The 20370-nt window shown below is 42.5% G+C and carries 18 protein-coding genes and 1 pseudogene; 4 read left to right on the top strand and 15 right to left on the bottom strand.

Annotated elements, in window-relative coordinates; translation table 11 throughout:
* Positions 1-127 precede the first annotated feature (127 nt).
* Positions 128-1036, top strand: coding sequence for an SDR family oxidoreductase (locus tag MKX98_RS03475; RefSeq protein ID WP_220686665.1), 909 nt, complete (start codon positions 128-130; stop codon positions 1034-1036).
* Positions 1037-1091: 55 nt separating this feature from the next.
* Positions 1092-1547, top strand: coding sequence for a hypothetical protein (locus MKX98_RS03470; RefSeq protein ID WP_220686666.1), 456 nt, complete (start codon positions 1092-1094; stop codon positions 1545-1547).
* 86 nt (positions 1548-1633) lie between these two features.
* On the opposite strand, the gene MKX98_RS03465 is transcribed toward MKX98_RS03470, so the two are convergent.
* The gene (locus tag MKX98_RS03465; protein ID WP_339221454.1) at positions 1634-2416 is read right to left on the bottom strand and encodes an ion transporter; all 783 of its coding nucleotides are present in this window, start codon (positions 2414-2416) and stop codon (positions 1634-1636) included.
* A gap of 291 nt (positions 2417-2707) precedes the next feature.
* On the opposite strand from MKX98_RS03465, the gene MKX98_RS03460 reads away from it, so the two are divergent.
* Entirely contained in the window at positions 2708-2905 is a 198-nt protein-coding gene (locus MKX98_RS03460; RefSeq protein WP_220686668.1) for a hypothetical protein, read from the top strand.
* 44 nt (positions 2906-2949) lie between these two features.
* Here MKX98_RS03460 and MKX98_RS03455 read toward each other — a convergent pair whose 3' ends face one another.
* From MKX98_RS03455 to MKX98_RS03390, 14 genes and pseudogenes are all read right to left on the bottom strand, one after another.
* Complete coding sequence (locus MKX98_RS03455; RefSeq protein ID WP_339221451.1) at positions 2950-3408, bottom strand: hypothetical protein; 459 nt, start codon at positions 3406-3408, stop codon at positions 2950-2952.
* Positions 3409-3452: 44 nt separating this feature from the next.
* Positions 3453-5882, bottom strand: coding sequence for an FtsX-like permease family protein (locus tag MKX98_RS03450; protein WP_339221450.1), 2430 nt, complete (start codon positions 5880-5882; stop codon positions 3453-3455).
* Positions 5879-6559, bottom strand: coding sequence for an ABC transporter ATP-binding protein (locus MKX98_RS03445; RefSeq protein ID WP_194540757.1), 681 nt, complete (start codon positions 6557-6559; stop codon positions 5879-5881). The genes MKX98_RS03450 and MKX98_RS03445 overlap by 4 nt, the downstream gene beginning before the upstream one ends.
* A gap of 119 nt (positions 6560-6678) precedes the next feature.
* Positions 6679-7785: a HAMP domain-containing sensor histidine kinase gene (locus MKX98_RS03440; RefSeq protein ID WP_194540756.1), complete on the bottom strand. Its 1107-nt coding sequence runs from the start codon at positions 7783-7785 to the stop codon at positions 6679-6681.
* Positions 7786-7847: 62 nt separating this feature from the next.
* Positions 7848-8522, bottom strand: coding sequence for a response regulator transcription factor (locus tag MKX98_RS03435; RefSeq protein WP_220686672.1), 675 nt, complete (start codon positions 8520-8522; stop codon positions 7848-7850).
* Entirely contained in the window at positions 8510-10180 is a 1671-nt protein-coding gene (locus MKX98_RS03430; RefSeq protein WP_339221448.1) for an ABC transporter ATP-binding protein, read from the bottom strand. The genes MKX98_RS03435 and MKX98_RS03430 overlap by 13 nt, the downstream gene beginning before the upstream one ends.
* 8 nt (positions 10181-10188) lie before the next feature.
* Positions 10189-11157: a S8 family serine peptidase gene (locus MKX98_RS03425; RefSeq protein WP_339221446.1), complete on the bottom strand. Its 969-nt coding sequence runs from the start codon at positions 11155-11157 to the stop codon at positions 10189-10191.
* The gene (locus MKX98_RS03420) at positions 11148-12377 is read right to left on the bottom strand and encodes a radical SAM protein (RefSeq protein ID WP_194540752.1); all 1230 of its coding nucleotides are present in this window, start codon (positions 12375-12377) and stop codon (positions 11148-11150) included. Before MKX98_RS03420 ends, MKX98_RS03425 begins: the two co-directional genes overlap by 10 nt.
* Positions 12378-12536: 159 nt before the next feature.
* The gene (locus MKX98_RS03415) at positions 12537-12686 is read right to left on the bottom strand and encodes a hypothetical protein (protein ID WP_194540751.1); all 150 of its coding nucleotides are present in this window, start codon (positions 12684-12686) and stop codon (positions 12537-12539) included.
* A 68-nt stretch (positions 12687-12754) separates the two neighbouring features.
* A complete protein-coding gene (locus MKX98_RS03410) occupies positions 12755-13750 on the bottom strand; it encodes a radical SAM protein (RefSeq protein WP_339221445.1) in 996 nt (331 codons plus the stop codon).
* A gap of 431 nt (positions 13751-14181) precedes the next feature.
* A pseudogene (gene tyrS, locus MKX98_RS03405) lies at positions 14182-14748 on the bottom strand (tyrosine--tRNA ligase); the annotation flags it as partial.
* Positions 14749-15027: 279 nt separating this feature from the next.
* Positions 15028-16251, bottom strand: coding sequence for an extracellular solute-binding protein (locus tag MKX98_RS03400; RefSeq protein ID WP_339224302.1), 1224 nt, complete (start codon positions 16249-16251; stop codon positions 15028-15030).
* A 283-nt stretch (positions 16252-16534) separates the two neighbouring features.
* A complete protein-coding gene (locus MKX98_RS03395) occupies positions 16535-17095 on the bottom strand; it encodes a TetR/AcrR family transcriptional regulator (protein WP_194540749.1) in 561 nt (186 codons plus the stop codon).
* A 33-nt stretch (positions 17096-17128) separates the two neighbouring features.
* Positions 17129-18301 carry an MFS transporter gene (locus MKX98_RS03390; protein ID WP_220686678.1) on the bottom strand — a complete coding sequence of 391 codons (1173 nt, stop codon included), beginning with the start codon at positions 18299-18301 and terminating at the stop codon, positions 17129-17131.
* A 278-nt stretch (positions 18302-18579) separates the two neighbouring features.
* Between MKX98_RS03390 and MKX98_RS03385 the strand changes: the two genes are divergently transcribed.
* Entirely contained in the window at positions 18580-20268 is a 1689-nt protein-coding gene (locus MKX98_RS03385; protein WP_339221444.1) for an alkaline phosphatase, read from the top strand.
* The last annotated feature ends 102 nt before the right edge of the window (positions 20269-20370 follow it).

The following is a 20370-nucleotide window of genomic DNA, read 5'->3' as shown; positions in this document are numbered from 1 at the left end:
AACCCGCGCGTTTGCGCACGACCTTTCTCCTATTCTGTTCATAAACGGCACCCCCGACTGGGCGGATGCATAGAGATAAAGCATCGGCGTTCAACGAAAACACTCTGTATATCAAAGGAGGAAGGAAATGAATCCCCAGCAGCCCATTCCATACGTAGGCTCCAAAACCAAATGCAAGGAACAGCCCATCGCGTTCCCTCCCCAGCATCAAAACTGCCAGCCCGGTCTTGAAAGCCTCATGTCACCGCGTCCGATCAGCGAGGATCCCGCCTACCGGGGCAGCGGTAAACTGGATGGCAAAATCGCCATTGTAACCGGAGGGGACAGCGGCATCGGCAAAGCGGCGGCCATTGCTTTTGCCAAGGAAGGTGCCGATCTGGTCATCCCATACTTATATGAAACTTCGGATGCGGAAGTAACGAAGCAGCGGATTGAGTCGCTCGGCAGACGCTGCCTCTTAATGAAGATCGACCTGCGGTATAAAAAGAACTGCGAAGCCGTAGTAAACGAGACGATAGCCCACTTCGGCAAGCTGGATGTGCTTGTAAACAACCATGCCGTCCAGTATGTTCAGCGCAGCATCTTGGACATCACGGAGGAACAGCTGCATCATACCTATCAAACGAATATCTTTCCCTTTTTCTTCATGATCCAAGCTGCGCTGCCCCACATGAAATCCGGAGCGTCGATCATCAACACGGCCTCCATTACCGCCTATCAGGGATTTAAGGAGCTCATCGACTATTCTTCCACTAAAGGCGCCATCGTTTCCCTTACCCGATCCCTTGCCCTTTCGCTCGTCGATCAAGGCATCCGCGTCAATTCCGTCGCTCCCGGCTCGGTCTGGACGCCGCTCATCCCATCCAGCTTCCCAGCCGAAGAGGTCGCCGTGTTCGGAACGGATTCACCGATGAAGCGGGCGGCACAACCCTATGAGCTGGCGCCTGCCTATGTTTACTTGGCGTCGTCCATCTGTTCCTCTTTTGTCACGGGTCAGGCTATTCACGTCAACGGGGGACAGATGGTGACCAGTTAACAGCGGTGCCTTAAGCGTTCGAGAAGCTATGAATAACAAGCAGAGGATGTGTACCATGAACACGGGAATTCCTAAACGGTCCGGCCGGATGGACATGGGATTTTATGCATTAAACAAGCTGGCCAGCGCCGGCATCGTTGTGCTGCTGCTGAGCCTGCTCGATTGGGTGTGGTCTCCCGGCGCTGATCGAGCTTCGGAATGGTTAGGCCTCTATCTGCCGCAAGAGCACTGGGTATACGGTTACGCGCTTACTGCATCCCTTGCGGCAGATGCCATACTCTCGTTCTTGCCTTCCCTGCATAAGGCTAAACAAGCCGCCGTTTACGGAGCGGTCGGATTTCTGTTCTTCGCCTTATTCACAGGCGGAAATCCGGAGCAGCTCTGGCTGCGCGCAGCAGCGGGAGCCTTAACCCTGCTCATCTTCTTGTGGGGGAAGCATACGTTTTCCAGCAATTCTCTGGCCACCCCGTTCTTTGCCTTGATCGTTCCCCTGTTGTGCTGGGTGATCTGATGCAAGCGACTATAGCTTTCTTCCATGAAAAAAAGGCCCTTTAATGAGGGCCCTGCAAAAATCTTGCTTTTGACACACGGACGGGACTAACGATTCGACCTGTATTGCTCAAGCAGCAGCTGCTTGATTTCCTGTACGTCTTTCTTCAGCTCCATATTTTCTTTCAACAGCTGATCCAGTCGCTCGTCCCGACTCTCTTCCTCTTCCTGTCCCAAGTAACTTAGAATAACAGCAACTACGAGGTTTAAGATGACAAGCGCCCCAACAATAATAAACGTTATAAAATAAATCCAAGCCCATGGCATTTCCGCGATGACCGGCCTGGCCACTTGGCTCGCCCACGACTCAAAGGTGACCACCTGCATCAATGTGAATAGAGAATTATGGAAGCTGCCAAAAAATTCGTACGGAAGCACATCCTTAAAAAATGTAGTGCCAATAATCGCATAAATCGTAAAAATAAGCAGCGTCAATCCGAGCACCCCGGTTAAAGCCGGCATCGACCGGATTAACGAGTCGATAATTTTACGCAGTGCCGGAATCGCAGGGATCATTCGGAATAGGCGCAGAACCCGGACCAGACGCAGCGAGCTTACGAACGGTGTGGTCAGGAAGATCAGGCTGCAGGCAACGATCAAGAAATCAAACCAGTTCCACCCGCTCGAGAAATATCGCTTAAATCCGAGACCGGTAATCTTCAAAAGAATCTCCAATACAAAAATCCCGAGGATAATTTTGTCAAGGTAGGCCAGAAACTGACTCGTGCTGTACGTTTCGGCGACAATGATCACGCCGTTCAAAAAGATGATTCCAATAATAATAGGTTGAAAATAACGGTGCTCCACCAATCGCTTGAACGATTCTCTCATGACTGTACCCCACTTCTCTTTGCATGACTATACTTCACAAAAAAATACGCACGTGCCGTGCCTTCGGTTTCAACATATAGTTCCATTATGAATTTGTTTCACCATTTCGTCCATACTCCAATAAAGGTTTCATGCATATAACAGGGCTGTCCCCAAAGTAAGTCTGCTTACTTAATGAGACGGTTCAATTGATAAAAAAGACAGCAAAAAATAAAGAATTGGCGGTGCCAGGGAGGTCAGCCCTGTACCGTCATTTCTTTATATCAGAATGTCATCGGCGCCAATATTGGCATGATGGTTCCCTCTCTGCCAACTGAAAGAAGAGAGCAATGGGCCTTAAATCCGGATCAGGACAGGATCTATAATGCCTTGGAAGTGGCGACGCTCTCCCTGGTCCAGAATGGACCGGCGCTTCTCGAGCTAAGAAACAAAGCTTACATCCCTTTTATTACCGGTGATCGACCGTTAGAGCAGTTCGTCGATTTGTGAAGGAATTTATGGAAGCTGGTACCTAACTGAGCTGCTAGATTTCTTTAAGGATCGGCAGTGTAAATTAGCGTCAATGACTGGTCCTCGCCAATTTCAATCTCTTCCGTGTTCCCTTCGTCAATTACGTTGTTAATAGAAAGCACCCAATGTTTGTTTTCGTCATTCACGATACCATCAACGCTTAATATTTGCCCTTCCTGGTCTTTTTCTATCAGCACCCCCTGTTCATCGTCGTCTGAAATGGCTTGCATGACCTTCCCCACGGTAGGATGGTCATCCATAATCTTAACTGTCTGCACAAACAAAGCCTCATCTTCATTGAAGATTGCTACATCAACTTTTGTTTCGAGCGTCCCTTCACCTGTGTACTTTACTCCGTTATATTCTGGATAAAAACCCTCCTCGCTGTTTTTACTGCATGCTGTTAAAAACAGTACAATGAAGAACAATACAGTAAAACTACGCCAACAATGGTTCCTGAACACTCCTCTATACCCATGCATATTAAGACACCTCCTTCATGAAGTAAGTCGATTTCCTCGTTTGTTCATATACTAAACCGAATTCGTTCGATCAGGCTTTCCTTTCTAAAGCGTCGATGCATATAGTAGGTCGTAAACAACTGAACCGCAATGTAGGCACCTATTATTATCAACATAGCACCAATCGGAAATTGATATTGGGCATAGGTGGCTTCGCGCTTAAAAATATCAACGATAATATATCCTGTGGGTATGCCCACAATAAAAGTCAACAACAGACTAACCAATATAACTACTAATCCTTCGCTACCAAGTTGTATTGCTAATTGGTTTTGTGACAACCCAATTGCCTCAATCACGCTGATCTCCCTTTTTCTAGCTATCATGCTTGTCAGATTTGAATTGACCAGATTACATATGCTAATGACGAGCAGCGTTGCAATAAAACCATAGGCGGATAACTCGATCAACCGTTTCGCCTCATGAAATTCCTGATAAATCTCTTGGAATGAAGTAAACCCAATTCTATGATCGGCCGCAGCAATTTCTTTTAAGCGTTGTTCTACATGCTCGAATTCCTTTTTAGGCACGGTCACACTGACTTGCTTGACACGCTGATCCAGCCCTAGGCGCTTAAACATATCCTGATGGACAATGAAAGTCCCTCCATAAGCAGAGTCTCCTTTATAAGTAATATAACTAGGAAGAACGCCGACGATTGTGAATTCAAGCTCTGCCCGCTGTTCTCCAAGCGGGGTCATTCTGATCTTATCACCGACCTTATAGGTCCCATCCTCGGCGATGGCAATAAGCACGTTCCCATTCTTCATCTCCTCTAATGCGTGTCTGTTATTCCCTAGTGCATGTAGTGTCTTTTGCATTAGAGCATCGTCATAGCCATAGATTTCTGAAGTAATCGCAGGATTTCGGATATCCTCTATGTTTTTAAGATGAACTGCCGCATCCTGCTTGTTATAGAGGAACTCATCATACATTTCCGTATACAAAGACTGAATCCCATTCATATCATGTATCTGCTTCACGATTCCTTCGTTCAACAAATCGAGATGCTCATCCACTCCTCGGTAAGAGTTAACACTCAGCTTGTAATCGCCTGGCACCATACTCGCGGCTACATTGCCCATATTCATACTGTTCAGGATACTGCTTGTAACGATAAAGATCAGCCCTGTCAAAGTGATTGAAGTGACAGTAATCCAAGTACGTTTGCGATGACGTATAACTTGCGCAGATACCAAGGTGAAGCTGCTAAGGGAATTGTTCAATTGATTTCTGGTTGTTTTTCTCTTCCTCCATGCGTCAGCAACCGGATTATAGCGGGTCGCTGCAATCTCCGAGATTCTCCCTACTCTTCTGGCTGGAAATTGGATTGAAAGAATGACGAAAAGCAGACCTGATAAGAATGCTACGCCAACATGAAATGGAGATATCTCTACATACAGAGAAAGATCGGTAGAGCCCGCATTTCCGAGAAACGGAATGAATGCCAAGCTGCAACCTATTCCCAGTAGAATTCCAACAATACTGCCGATGAAAGAAATAATCAGTCCCTCTATTAGAATCATGCGTCGTAATTGTCTTGGAGTCATGCCAATCGCTTTCATCATGCCAAACAAACGTATTTGTTGTGAAATGTAAATGTTGAAAATATTATAAATAACCATTCCAGAGCTTAAAACGATAACCAACACAGCTAATGCAGACTGCAGAATAGTTGTCGGATTCTGTTCATAAGCGCCTGTATAGCGTTCATTTATTTTAATTTGCTTATCTGACAAGCCTGCTTGTTTACCTATATCCTCCGCGACCGAGGCAGCGTTTAAGTTGGATTTCAGTAGTGCAAAAACCGTTACTTCCGGATCCGGACTATACTGCTCCGAGAAGCTTTTTGATACAAACATCAATCCGGCTCTTGCAGCCTTTCGAATAGCAATGTCTTCAGTAATACCTACCAGTTCAAAGGTTTTCGTTATTTCTTTAGTCTGATCATCACTTATAACCTGCAAATCTAACGCGATTCTTTGTCCTAACTCAGAAGAATAACCTAATACATGAAGGAGCCATTCATCCAATACAATTTCATGATCAGCCTCTGGCGCACGGCCTCGCCTCAGTTCAATCAGTCCGTTATTTATTCCCTCCATGTAACCAATAGCCATATGGATATTCAGTTTCTCAAATGTAGTGGAGCTAATATTTCTGCTGTTATACGAAAGATAATACTCCTTGATCTTAGGGTTACTCACGATCTGCTGTTGTTGCTTCAATGACAATTCCTCATATTGCACATGAAAGGCACCAATTTCATTCATAGCTGCCCTCTTATTGCGGTTATCTTCAGAGTGAAAGTACGTGAACACGACAAATACTAAGGCAACGGATAGGGCTGTTGTAAATATAGTTAACAGGGTTCTGCCTTTGTAGTGGCTTAAATTTTTCCATGCTATGTCTCGTACGGATACAGTATCTTTCATTGCGATGCCTCCACAACGATCGAACCATCAACTACCCGAACCGTTCGGTCGGACAATGATGCGATATCCTCATTATGCGTAACGATAATTAATGTCTGGTTATACCTCTGTATCGACAATCTCAGGAGATTCAGGACGTCTCTACTGGAACGACTGTCCAGATTCCCAGTAGGTTCATCGGCAAGGATGATCGACGGTTTAGCAGCAATCGCACGGGCGATGGCAACGCGCTGCTGCTGTCCCCCTGACAACGCCGTTGGTAGACTAGTTCGTTTCTCATAAATATCCAGCGTGTTTAAAATATCTTTGATGTATTCAACGTCAGCCTTTTTTCCGTCAAGTCCAATGGGTAATATGATATTTTCCCATACGTTAAGTGATGGCACGAGATTAAATGATTGGAAGACAAAACCGATTTCACGACGGCGGAACACGGCTAGTTGATTTGCCGGTAGTGTATAAATAGAAGTTCCATTCATGATGACTTCGCCGCTTGTCGGTGCATCCAAACCACCAATGATGTGCATTAAAGTACTTTTACCCGCACCTGACTGCCCGACAATGGAGATAAACTCTCCTTTCTCCACAGTGAAATCAATTTCATGTATGGCCTTTACTTGGCTTTCTCCTGTGCCATAATACTTGCACAATTTCTTTCCTTCCAGAATCAAATCCAACGCCCCCCTTCGGGTAAACTCAAAGAATCCATTTCAGGAATGCTCCACTTAAAGCAAAAAAACATCCTTCCCTTAGCTGTCTGCTGAGAAAAGGATATCTAATAATTATCTATTTTTTATCAACGAATATCGATGTTAGGTGTATTGGTACTTTTACATTGGAACATGACAGTTACTCTCGCTCCGCATGTCTCATTGTTAGCTATTCTAAGTCCTCCACCATGCTTTTCAGATAAAATCTTGCATATATGTAGTCCCAAACCAAAACCGCCACTCCCGTTTATTGCTTTACGTTTGTAGAACGGTTTAGTCGCTTGTTCGAGATCCTCCTCCGAGAAACCTTCGCCATCATCACTAACTGTAATGCACAGCATGCCATTCATGGATTCCAAACCTATGGATATTGTCTTGTCAGCATAACGAATTGCATTGCTAAGCATATTTTCGAATATCCGTATAACCGTGTCAGCATCAAAGTGCAGTTCTGTTTGGGCAATATGGTTTTCAAATGTCATTTTAAGATGACGTCCCTCTACTAACACCTCGGCAATACTGTTAAGCTGTTTGATAAAATGATCTATATTTACGTTTGTTGTGTAAATGCTGCTGTCTTCCAATCTTTGAATCTCGCTCATCAATTGAACATAGTTCTCCAGCCGTAAAATATGTGCGGACATTGCAGATACGGTAGACATCACTTTGTCTGCACTGATCTTACCTTGGGGCAGATAGTTCACCAAGAAATCCGTAGATCCCCTAAGTACCGTGAGCGGTGTGCGCAGGTCATGGGAAAAAACAGCATTCAATTGTTTGCGCTCCTCCATAGAACGCCACATTTGCCGAGTGTTGTCATCCAATGCAGCTCGCATTTTCTCGAAGGAATCGCAGAGCTTCCCCATCTCGTCCTTGCTCTCATAATGGATATGAAAATTCAAGTCATGATTCGCTATTTTTTCAGAAGCCATGCCTAATAGTGCAATAGGTTTTTTCAGTTTATGGCGATAAAATACAAACGAGGACAACATGCTGCACAGTCCAAGAAATATCGGAATAGACCATGCTTCAACAATATCGCAAATTTGAAGAATAATTTCATCATTCGGCGTATAATGATTATTTATAGGCTCAGAACTATTCTTGTTCGGAGCGTTATATTTATGATAGAGATCGTTTCTAACTCCATTTGAAGCTCCAATTGCAACAGAGCTAAGCAGAGCCGCCATCATTAGAAATATGAACATATATAGCATAAAGCTCTTTCTAATCGAAAGGTTGCGGATTCCTGCTATTATCCTACCCATCTGTATCCCACACCCCATATGGTTGCAATATACGTATGACTGTTCACCGAAGCTAATTTGGCTCGAATTCTTCGAATATGCTCAACGACAACGGCGCTGTCTCCCTCGCTGTCATACCCCCATACTCGTTCATAAATCCGCTCTTTATCAAAAATCTGACCCTTGTTCATGGATAGCAATTCAATAATATCAAATTCTTTTTTGGCAAATGAAATTGGTCGGTTTTGATAATAAACAGCACGTGCAGAATAATCAACGACTAAATCATCAATGAATTTCGATTGGGTCTTATAACGCTGCCTCTGCTCGCGACGCAAGTGTGCAGATACTCTAGCCCCTACCTCCTCAATGCTGAATGGCTTGACAATATAGTCGTCCCCACCGACACGGAATCCATTGAGCTTATCGGCCTCTTCTACCTTTGCCGTTAAAAACAGAATAGGACAGGACACAAAATTGCGTATCCGTGTACAAACCTCAATGCCATCCAGATCTGGCATATGAATATCCAGTAAAATAAGATCTGGATCAAACTCAACTTGCTGCAATACTTCGGTCCCACTCCTTGCTGTGATAACCCGATAACCATTGATTTCGAAATAATTTTGGAGTAGATTCACGATATCTATTTCATCATCAGCAATCAAGATTAGATTTGACATACCTCATTCCTCTTTCGCAACAGCTCAGGATCGGATATATCTAAAAGTATATCTTGCTCACGATCCATTTTTGACATCAAGTAATCGTCGTGTGTTATAATTATACATAAGTTGTTTTTTAGCTTATTCAAGAGCTGTACAAATTTTTCTTTTTTTTGTATATCTAAGTTCGAAGTCGGCTCATCAAAAATAAATAAACTCGGTCGTCTCAAAACTGCTCTTGAGAGTGCAATCTCTTGCATTTGACCACCTGATAAGTTCTTTCCTGACTCACCAATATGATGATAACTTTCATCTTTCAAAACACTTGATAATCCATACTCCTCCAAAACACGATAAACTTCCTCGTCTGTGATTCCCCCATCCCATTGTTTAATATTATCCATGATACTACCAGAAAATAAGTATATTTTCTGAGAAACAATTCCTATTTTTCTTCTCAAATCATTAATATTTATGTCCTTGAGATTGTATCCATTCACTAAAATTTCTCCGCCATAATTAGTATAAAACCCCAGTAATAATTTTACAATTGTTGACTTCCCGCTTCCATTAGGCCCATACACAAACAAATTTTTTCCTTCACTTAGTTCTATATTTATATCACGTAAGACTTCTCGCTCGTTGTCAGGGTAGGAGAAGTAAACCTTTTTGAACTGAATAGTATTAATATTGTTAATTAATACTGTCCCTTTGCTTCCTTCTTCAATTTCGTTGTCCATAAAAAAGCTCATTCTGGATAAGACTGCAATGGCAGGTTGAATGGAGAGACTAATGGATGAGAACATCTGTACAGGAGTAAACAAATTGGATATATACGATAACAATGAAAAGTATGATCCAACCGTCAGCTCCCCATTAATAATGTAATAGCTTATTAAAATGATAAACATCGACCTTGATATAAGGGCAAATAAGGAATTCGCCTCATTGCCAACAACTGTAAAAACATTCCTTCTCATTAACTTTTTCGCAATCACACTAAAATACTTCTTAATTTCAGATTCTTTATGTTCTTCAAGATTGAAATTTTTCATTTCAGATAAACCTGCAATATCTTCATGAATTTCACCTTGAACTTCTGCAGCTGATTCATTTAATTCCTTTGATGTGTTTAATACTTGTTTGGAAGTATATCTAGTGATAAAAAAGAGAACAGGTAAACAAACTAGTGCAAACAGGAGCAACTCCCAACGTATAGCCAGAATTACAAAAAATGCTCCGATAAATGAAATAACACTTTTTAAAAAAACCATCAAAACGGGAGAAAACAATGCATTAAGTGTATCAATTTCTTCTACTCTGGAAATGACATATCCTGTTTTATTCTTATCAAAAAACGAAACCGGAAACCTGAGCAACCTAGTAATTATGTCCTTTTTTAGATTAGTAATAACTTCTACACTTGCCTTTGCAAACATTAGATTAATGCAAGAATTCATTACGGATAACATAATATAAAGCACAATTATTAGACATGTTAATAGAACTACAAATTGAAAATCCTTATGCAATATTCCTAAATCGATAATCTTCTGAGTAAGGTATGGAATAGATAGCTCGATTATTGCGGCAATTATCGTTAAGAAAATAATCCCTATAATCTGCATCTTCAGTTTTTTTATTTGATCGATGATCATTCGCTTATGTTTGCTCATAGTTCCTCCTAAGAAAGATGAAAATAGAGCACTTTATTAATTTTGTTAGATAAATTTGAGATATAAGTAAAGTCATTAATGTTGAAATAGGTAAAAGGTATCTTTATCCCAAATTTTTTTTCTGTATCTACTAATATGTCTATACAGTCATTCATTTTTAAACCTTGAGCAAATGTTATTTTTTGTTCTTCAAACTGAGGAATATACCTTTGTGTGATTTCAAGTAGACTTCTGTAAAAATCAAAATCAGATGGGATCTCAAATTTTAATTCCTTAGTTTTAAGTTCAGCAATATTGGAACAATTTTTCTTAATTTCAGTCACAGTGCTATAGTTATTCAAGGAATTTCTCAATTTATAATCCAAAAACTTACGAATGAAATAAGGGGGAGCGAAACTATTTCGATTAATAAAAACGTACTTGCCATTTTTCCAAGGAACGATGTGCGGGATGCCTAAAGTATAAAATGTAGAATATTGATCTATATATAATTGTTCAGTATCAACGATTTGTTTACTCGATTTTATTCTTATAGTTTCATCTAATATAAAAGGTAGACTTCTTTCATTCTCATTCGTTGTCGTTATTAGAAGAATATCTTTAGTGATAGCTAGTTTGCATTTTGTTACAAATTCGCTTCTCAAAGACATGTCTTCAGTGCCCAAACTAAGATTTATAATATCCGGTTGCAAGTCAATGGCAATATCCATTGCTTTTAAGAGTGTTTTTGATGAACCTCTGCAGTTATCGTCTAAAACTTTAATAATTATGAATTCTATCCTGTTGCCACAAAATTCACTTAACATACCTACCAAACCAGTACCATGTCCATGTCCATCTTCAATACTATCGTCCCCTAACAAGCTGCATGAAAATTTGATTTTAGTATTGACCTGCAAACTACTGAGTCCACTATCAATAACTGCTACCGTAATTTTCTTTTCATATAGAATTGGAGTAGTGCTATTCATTTCCATACAATCATATTGTAATAAGGCTTCATTTGATCACACATCTCACTTCTATATTTCTCATTCATAAAAATATTTCTATCATGTCCCGGACATGCTGTAGCGCAGAAATACCTCACATCACAATCTCGGCATTCGTCTATTGTATCTACAATCGGAACTATCTCAGCTTCTTTTAACTTACCGTCTAACAAATCATTGGTACTCCCTAATCTATTCTTCTCATTTTTAGTCAAAAAGCAGGGATATATGGACCCATCACAACATACGAATATTTTAGAGCTAAGATTACAGCTACATTTAAAATTTATAGCATTCTGAAGACTAGTTAGCTCTACTTCTGTAAGTTCATTCTTGTTCTTTATTTTGAATGGGGGACTCAGGGTCTCGTAATTACTATCTGCCCTACCTTCAGGAGTAAAAACTCTCATAATGGGGGTAACACCTAGAGATAAACATAATTCTCGGAACTTGTTTTGGTGTGTTATCATGTCCTTGGTCAAAACCATAGAAAGACTAATATTTTCAAGTCCCGATTGTTGCAAACTTTTTATGGTGCTCTTAACTTTGTTGAAAACCTTTGGACCACGAATCTTCAATACACTTTCTTCATCATAACCGTCAAGACTGATCGAAATGTAATCAACCAGGGCTTTAAGATCAGGAATCATCTTTTCCCTTAATAAAGTTCCATTAGTCATAATTTCAATTGAACCAGTGAAATTTGCTCTTACATAGTTTAAAATATCCCAAATGTCATGCCGAATGAATATTTCTCCACCAGTCAACGCAATACTCCGAATTTCATTTTTCTCACACCATTTAATTAATTGTTTTAACAGTTCAAAACTCATATCCTCTCGGGCAATTTCCCCACAACTTACACAACAATGGCTACATCTTAAATTACAACCAGTAGTTAACTCAAATGTTACATGTTTTATTGCTTTATTATCTGGTGTATGTTTGTCATAATAATCAATGATTTCAATACCAACCAATGTTTTGATCATATTACTTAGATATTCCTTTGTATCTACATCCATACATTCATCAAGCATATTGCTAACAGTATATTCTTTTTCAATCCAATTATTTAGAAACTCATATACATATGTTGGACATTTTATCCAAAGACCATTAAAAATGTTTCCTAAAATCATGTATTCGTTCTTTATTAATTTTCTATAGTTTTTATTAAATCTAACTCTAGGACTTGGCATCATTAATTTTCACCCCATTATAAATTAACAGATCATTGTTTCTCACTCATACTTCACTGACTGACAGGTTGAAAAATTATCAGGAATGGGCTGCTCATTAGATCTACAGTACATTAAGTAAAAAGGTGCGTTGCAGTCACAACGCACCTTTTTACAAACTTACTATGAAAACCAACTATTATGAGGAGTTGGTTTCCACCCACATCCATAAGTACTTGTATCATTAGCGTAATAAACATTACAATCATTCCAACAACCAAAACCTTTAACATCTAACTTCAAATCTTCCTTTTTCTCAGGATTAATTTTCATCTTCTCACCTCCTTTCAAATCAGGCTCTATATCATATAGCTTTTCAAAATTATCAAGCTATAAGATAACTATTTTGTCTTAGCATAAGAGCATTCCAAACGCTCATAAGCGCAAAAGAATCCACTCGGTTTGCACATTTCGCCAGTCATTTTATAATTCACAAATATGCATCTAGAGCTTGTACATGATTTAAAATAAGAACAACCTTCACACTCAAATCGTTCTGAATGATCAGTAGGAAAGGTATGCAATTCATACTTTTCACTATCTTTAATATTTCCTATGCAAAACTCTTCTTCACCTACAACATAGTTACAAGGATATATATCTCCATTGGCATTAACTGCGAAACTACTGACTCCTCCACTACAATCTCCTTGTATTTTTAAAGTTCTATCCAAAACGGAAAGATGGATATTTTTATTATTCTGTGAGAAGCTTTCAAGATACTTAAATTGTTCTCTAAGTATTAAAAAATGCTCCTCATCCCATTTTTCATCAAAAAAATCAGGTATGGGTTTAATTTCTTGAAAACCTAGTTCAGATACAAATACAACACTGGGATAAAGCTTAGAGACACTTTCAGTATTATAAGTTATTCGCGCAGTCACATGAGGGAGCTTCTCTAATAAATACTCTAAATTAGGTGCTATTTTCTCCCAAGAAGGTTCTCCATTAGAATAAGTTCTGTATCGATTGTGAACCTCTGGTGTACCATCAATGCTGACTGATAAAATAAAATTATGTTTTACAAGAAAATCTATGTTACTTTTCGTCAATAATGTTCCGTTTGTTGTCATCATAAAATATGTTTTTACTTTTATTTTGTTTGATGCTTTAATAATGTCTTCTATCACACGCTTATTAAGTAAAGGTTCTCCCCCAAAAAAATTCAGGGTTACACTCTCAGATTTATTAAGTTCTAACACGTTATTAATGAAAGTGATCAACGAATTAACAAGCTCTGAACCGAAATACAGTTTCTCTCTTAGTCCAGATACATAACAGTAATCGCAGCTCAAATTACAATCATTTGTAACAAAAATATGTACTTTCATAGCCATCAGCTCCGTTAACCATATTCAACCTTTAAATACATAATAATACATAATAATTCTATTTTATGTGTAATCTATCATTTACATTTACAATTTTTGGTGTTATATTTATTTTTTCTCTATAAATGCAGTGAATACGCTTTACAGCTAAACTAATAATCTATTTGATACTCAGCTCTCAACAAAAAAGGCTGTTCCAATTAGCCATTCTCTTGACTAGTTAGGACAGCCCTATGATGATCATATCCCCTTTTACGAGAAACAGGGCTGCTCTTCCTACTTGGCCCCCCCTCTTCTACCAATCCACAGACGAATGCAGTACCTGATTTTTTCCACTGATTGTTACTGATACCAGCAGAAGGATAAAACACCCCCTAGGTAGACTGTAGATTCTCCTGTCTTCCTAAGGGGTGCATATTCATCAAAATGAAATGAACCTAGTCCACCAATCTTACAAGGCTGTATTTCTTCTTCCCTTTACGGATGATGGCGAAGCGGCCGTCGAAGGAGGTATCTGCACTCACTTCTGTATTTAGATCGGTGACCTTTTAACCATTCATGGAGATCGCACCATTGTTGATGTCTTCTCTTGCCTGGCCCTTGGTTGGCTCGATACCCAGATCTATCAGCCAATCCACGATATTTTTAGCTTCCTTCGTTGATTCGAATGTAGGCATTTCTTTGAAGCCCTGCTCGATTTCATCCGCTGTTAGAGATTTAATATCTCCGCTGAACAAGGCTTGAGAGATTTTAAGCGCTTGTGCCAGCGCTTCTTCCTCATGGACGTACTTGGTCATTTCTTCAGCCAGTATCTTTTGCGCTTCGCGCTTGCCTGAATCTGTCTCTACCTTAACTGCCAGCTCTTCAATCTCTTCCTTGGACAAGAAGGTGAAATATTTCAGGTATTTGATAACGTCACGATCACCGGTATTCAGCCAGAACTGTTAGAACTCGTAAGGCGAGGTCTTGGCAGGGTCCAGCTAGATGGCACCGCCAGCTGTTTTAGAATGAGTCCTTTACCATTTTCAATTGAGCATCTTGATCGTAACGAACAGCTGCGCCCATCCGCTGTAAGCTTCCGTCTCTACCGGGCATGGGAAACTCCTACATTTTTACATCTTAAGTCGCCACTGCTTTAGCATCTTGCATTGATCTTATGCGCTTTCGAAATTCATGCTTACATCCCTTTTATTACCGGTGATCGACCGTTAGAGCAGTTCGTCGATTTGTGAAGGAATTTATGGAAGCTGGCGGGGCCGAAGTTTTGCGTTCGATCTCCATGTTCATAGCCCTTTCCTGTAATCGTCATTTTGTCGGCTATTCAGACACTTTTCCGCTCTCCACATGGTTTTGATGGTCGGCATGACGGAATCGTACACTTCCTGGACCGATTTCTCACCGAATAGGGCCTGATCGATGTTCTTCTCGTATTCCGTGTTCATTCGGAGATAAGCGGGAACATAATAGGCCGGCCATTGTACGATGGCATCCTTGGTCGTGGAGTAGCTCAATATCGTTTCTTTGGCGCTGACAGGCAGATCCGCCGTCCACTTGTCGATCAGCTCGGGATCGGTGTACCAATCCGCCTGATTGGGCAGCCAGGCGCCGGACTTCAGCAGGCTCAAGCTGTTCTCCGGGTTGACCATATAGGCATAGAATTTCTTGGCTTCTTCAATATGCTCGGATGTGTTGTGCACAACGAGCGGTGCTCCGCAATTCATCGTCACGGCCTGCTTTATTTTCGGCAGCACTCCAACGCCGATATCTTCGTTCCCCTTGATATTGGCGAGGTCCCAAGAACCGCTGATCACCATGGCATAACCGCCGCTGAGCGCATCTACCGCCGAACCGATACCCGAGTTCCACGTATAGGAGAAGCTGGAGGTCACCTTGTCTTTATTGACCAGATCCGCTAGCTTCTGAATGCCCTCAATCGATTCCGGGGAATCCCATAAGAACTGCTGGCCGTCCGCAGAGACAACGCCGCTGCCGGCTGCGTTCGCCGCCCAGAAATGATGGAATTCGCGGCCTGCGGTAAAGCCAAGCCCGTAATCTTGCGTTTTGGCAGCTTCAAAGCCGGGATCTGCCGCCGTTTTGCCACTCGTATCGGTAGTCAATGCCTTGGCATAGTTCACGAAGGTATCCCAGTCCCAGGCATCTTCCACCTTGGTTGGAGGATAAGGAATGCCGGCGGCATCGAATTTGGACTTGCTGTAGAAGAGCAGCTCCATCTGGTTGGACAGCCCAACGCCGATCACCTTTTGATCTGGAGAATGGATCGTAATGGCATCAAGCTTCTGCGGGATGGCTCCGCTGTCGAGCAGATCCCCGATCTCGGCCAAAATGCCCATTTCGTAATATTTCTGAATGTCTCCTTCGCCCATGTAGCTGATGTCAGGCAGCTCCCCGGATGCCAGACGTGTCTGGATAAAGGTATCCAGCGATCCGTCCGCTGGCAGCACCTGGGCATTGACTTTGACGCCCGTATCTGCTGTATATTGGGCTATCGCAGCTTCTACCAGTTGCTTTTGGGCATCATCTCCCCAATACAGAAATTCCAGAGTGACCCCTCCGCTATCACCGCCGACGCCCTCGCCTGCCGCAGACGGTTCCGTCCCAGCGCAATTTTAGAAATCTTAACCTCTTGTACAGATCGGTGAACACAAAAAAAAAAAGGCACGTAAGTGCCCGTCCTCGGATCTCTAAAATGAGAGCAATGGGATGGAGAGAAATTTGAGATATTCTCGTTGGCGTTCGAAGTGGAGAACATTGTTTCCGCCCAAATCTAGCTTAAGCATGCCGGATTCCGGCAAGAAATACTCTCCAGGCAATCGTCATCGTGCGCTCGTAAGATTGATGTGTCTCATAGACCAGCTGCACATCAAGTCCGTCCAATAGGGTAACATAGGCTACCGAACATTCCTCCGGTGATGTGTGTCCAGCCTCCTCAAATAAAGCGGTCAGCTCCCCTTTTAGCACGGCAAGATAATGTCTGTATTGAGATAAGACATAGTCATTCACTTCAAGCGGCGGGATAAATGAAAACACAAACATTAAGTTTACGTTAGGATGCATCAAGAAGCGGTTCTTATGCTCAACCAGGAAGTTATACAATCTGTCTTCCCAGGGCGATTCACCGACACGGTGAAAATAATGGCGTACAAATTCGATTTCACTTTGCACCGCTTCCTCATACAGTTCCAGCAGCAGCTCCTTCTTGCTCGAATAATGATAAGAAAGCGACTGCTTGCGGATCCCTGCCTCTTCGGCGATTTTTGCCATCCGGGTCCCCTCGTACCCATAACGATTAAAGTGTTGAATCGCAATTTCCTTAATTTTGTCTTTACTCAACTGCTTTTACCTCCGACACGATGCATTCACTTATCAGTTTCTCTTCTTCCTCGCATAACCAATATACAGCAGCAAGTATAAGACCATGATGACTATAGCTATATCATACACTACTTCATAGGAGAATGCTGAAGCAACCAAACCCAGAATCATCGCTCCTCCACCTATGCCAAGGTCAAAAAAGTTGAAGAAGGAAGCCATCGCATTCTCATGCTCATGTTCATCCACCAGATTGATGCACCAGGTCTGAATCGCTGGGAAAACAGCACCGAAGCCTAGTCCGTAGACGGCCGCCGACACGAGAAACCACGCTTCGCTTCCGGATTGTGTAAGCAACCAGATGCCTACACCCATAAATACAGCTGAGGGCACAAGCACGGAGCCTGGGCCGAGACGGTCGAACATTTTTCCGGATACAAGACGAACCGCGAAGCTGGCCAAAGCAACGATAAAGAAGAACCAGGCTATCTTATCAAATCCTTTTTCGGCAGCGTATAGCGCGATGAACGACATGATTGAGCCTGCCGCAACCCCTATCAGCATGATGAGCAGTGAAGGAAAGAGTACTCTTTTTTCAATCAGCTTAAAAGGAACTTCCGGATGGTCTTCCACAGTGCCAGTATGTGGCTTCCGGGAGACGAACACAGCCATCAGCAGTGCCAGGAGCAAAATAAACATACCTCCGAAAAAGAGGCCGTGAAAATCATATTGAGTCAACACACTCATCCCGATTAAAGGTCCGACCGAGACCGCCACGGTCTCCCCTACCCCAAAATAGCCCATTCCTTCCCCGCGGCGTTCCACTGGAATGTTCTCTGTCGCTAAGGTAGCGAAGTACGTGGTCGCTATTCCAAACCCAAACCCATGGATAACCCGGAGGACCAAAATCATCGCTGTACCTGACGCAAGGTAGTATAGACCTGTCATTGCCGCACATATTGCGATGCCGATCAACAGCAGATACTTTTTATCCATACGCGCTGCCAGTTTCGCAGTAAATGGACGAATTAAGATCGCCGAGAACATGAACACCCCCGTTACCATCCCTATTTCCGAAGCCCCTCCGCCAAGATGCGAGACAAACAGTGGTAATGTCGGAAGCATCATTTCAAACACCATAAACAGAAGGGCATTGGCAGCCATAATAAAAATAAAGGATCTCCCCCATAAAGCAGCCCTTCTGACTTCTATCACTTTCGTTTCCATATGAACCTCCAAAATTATAGTATGGAAACATACTATCTGACCACCGTCAGTTTGTAAAGAATGAAATTATACCTTTAATGACTATGCGAGTGCGAAAAAAGTATAGGTATGCATCCATCAGAACTGCAGTTTTCCACTCTCCTGCTTGAATAATCCCCTTCCCGCATCCGCTTGCATACCTCTAAAACAACTAATTAACATTGCCTTAACTTTCCTCAAACAACCTGTTAATAGAATCATACTATAGTAAAACTATCCCAATTGTAGGAGGTTAGATTATGTCTTCAAAATTCTACAGCAGGACGGCAAAAGCGATTATCGCATTTATGCTCATTTGGAGCAGTTTAGTAAGCGTTGTCAGTGCGGAGGAGAAGGGCAGCGCCAAAAACGTCATTTTGCTGATTCCCGACGGCATGGGTATTAGCTATTTGACGGCAACACGGATTTACAAGGGCGAAGAACTGTCCTTTGAACGCTATGTGAAAGGATTAATGAAGACCGCCTCTGCTGATACCAATGTTACGGATTCCGCCGCCGCAGGTACAGCGATGGCAACCGGATACAAAACCGATAATGGTGTTATTTCGGTTACGCCGGACGGTGTGAAACCGGATTCGATTCTCGACGCAGCTCGAGAGAGCGGCAAGTCTACTGGATTGGTCGCTACATCTCGGATTACGCATGCAACTCCGGCGGTTTTCACTGCTCACGACCCAAGTCGCGGCAATGAAGTAGCACTGGCTACTGAATATATCAATAATGTCGATGTCATTCTCGGCGGTGGCCGTGATATGTTCTTGCCTGAGTCGGAAGGAGGCAAACAGCCGGAACGCAATCTGGTAGAGGAAGCAAAATCTGCGGGTTATGAGTACATTACGAATCGCAGCGAAATTGGACAAGTAGACGGGGATCAAATTCTTGGCCTGTTTGCCTTGAGCGATCTGAAGTATGAAATCGATCGCGACAAACAAAATGTCCCAAGCTTGGCTGAAATGACCAAGCTGGCAGTGGATACACTTAGCAAGAACGACAAGGGATTCTTCCTTATGGTAGAGGGCAGCCAGATTGATTGGGCCGGCCATGCCCACGACCCTATCGCCATGATTTCGGATATGCTGGCGTTTGAAGAAGCGGTGGACGTCGCGCTTGAATATGCCAGAAACAACTCGGACACGCTGGTTGTTATCGTTGGAGACCACGAAACAGGCGGTATGAACATCGGCAATACACCCGGCGGCTATAAGGAGAACATCGCCGTCTTGAAAAATGCCACCGGCAGCTCGAACACCATCGGCGCCGAACTGAAATCCCGAGCAATCACTACAGATGTTGGAAGTTCCGCTCGCTCAGTCAACAACAACGTCTACCTGCCGCTCAGGGAAATCGCAGCCCAACTGGACGGAACCCTTGAGTACCATGCCGACGATCTCACGGTTGATGTTGATGTTGCAGGTTCGACATTCAAGGTACACTTGCCTCAGAGGATCGTAACAGCCTCCTCCCAGAAACAAAACGCCGACTTCTTTGTGGAGAACGGCACGGCGTATTTCAATCTGAAATCCATGGCTGAGCTGATTGGGATGCAGGTAGCCTATGGAAGTGGTGAAGATTCCAAGGTTACAACCGCGTATTGGGTCGATGTGAAAAAAGTTGCCGAGCCGATTGCCGGCATCAAGCTGACTGAAGAAGATGCTGCTGACTTGGCGAACGTCAACTGGAATAACGATACCACGCTCATCAACGAAATCGGTACGGTGATATCCGGACACGCATTGATCAGTTGGGGCTCCCGGAACCATACCGGGGAAGAACTGCCGTTATACGCTTACGGCAAAGGTGCCAACGAATTCGTTGGCCTGATCGATAACACGGACTTACCGCGTATGATCTCCTATCTTATGGGCGTCGGATTGTTTGAGAATGAAGAAGCCTTCATGCAGAATTTAGAGAAAAGAAGAAATCAGTAATTCCCCCACCAGGAGTTGAATTTGGGCTGATCATTAAAGGACCTCTATCCCCCAATCGTGGGATTCGAGGTCCTTTACTAGGTGGTTCGTTATAAGCCGATT

The organism is Paenibacillus sp. FSL W7-1332, from assembly GCF_037969785.1.
In the GTDB taxonomy this organism is placed as follows: domain Bacteria; phylum Bacillota; class Bacilli; order Paenibacillales; family Paenibacillaceae; genus Paenibacillus_AQ.
This window is presented reverse-complemented; position numbering and strand designations above follow the sequence as displayed.

Coding starts and splice junctions, on each gene's coding strand:
- MKX98_RS03475 (WP_220686665.1), top strand. CDS start 128: ATGAATCCCCAGCAGCCCATTCCATACGTAGGCTCCAAAACCAAATGC.
- MKX98_RS03470 (WP_220686666.1), top strand. CDS start 1,092: ATGAACACGGGAATTCCTAAACGGTCCGGCCGGATGGACATGGGATTT.
- MKX98_RS03465 (WP_339221454.1), bottom strand. CDS start 2,416: ATGAGAGAATCGTTCAAGCGATTGGTGGAGCACCGTTATTTTCAACCT.
- MKX98_RS03460 (WP_220686668.1), top strand. CDS start 2,708: ATGATGGTTCCCTCTCTGCCAACTGAAAGAAGAGAGCAATGGGCCTTA.
- MKX98_RS03455 (WP_339221451.1), bottom strand. CDS start 3,408: ATGCATGGGTATAGAGGAGTGTTCAGGAACCATTGTTGGCGTAGTTTT.
- MKX98_RS03450 (WP_339221450.1), bottom strand. CDS start 5,882: ATGAAAGATACTGTATCCGTACGAGACATAGCATGGAAAAATTTAAGC.
- MKX98_RS03440 (WP_194540756.1), bottom strand. CDS start 7,785: ATGATGGCGGCTCTGCTTAGCTCTGTTGCAATTGGAGCTTCAAATGGA.
- MKX98_RS03435 (WP_220686672.1), bottom strand. CDS start 8,522: ATGTCAAATCTAATCTTGATTGCTGATGATGAAATAGATATCGTGAAT.
- MKX98_RS03430 (WP_339221448.1), bottom strand. CDS start 10,180: ATGAGCAAACATAAGCGAATGATCATCGATCAAATAAAAAAACTGAAG.
- MKX98_RS03425 (WP_339221446.1), bottom strand. CDS start 11,157: ATGGAAATGAATAGCACTACTCCAATTCTATATGAAAAGAAAATTACG.
- MKX98_RS03420 (WP_194540752.1), bottom strand. CDS start 12,377: ATGATGCCAAGTCCTAGAGTTAGATTTAATAAAAACTATAGAAAATTA.
- MKX98_RS03415 (WP_194540751.1), bottom strand. CDS start 12,686: ATGAAAATTAATCCTGAGAAAAAGGAAGATTTGAAGTTAGATGTTAAA.
- MKX98_RS03410 (WP_339221445.1), bottom strand. CDS start 13,750: ATGGCTATGAAAGTACATATTTTTGTTACAAATGATTGTAATTTGAGC.
- MKX98_RS03390 (WP_220686678.1), bottom strand. CDS start 18,301: ATGGAAACGAAAGTGATAGAAGTCAGAAGGGCTGCTTTATGGGGGAGA.
- MKX98_RS03385 (WP_339221444.1), top strand. CDS start 18,580: ATGTCTTCAAAATTCTACAGCAGGACGGCAAAAGCGATTATCGCATTT.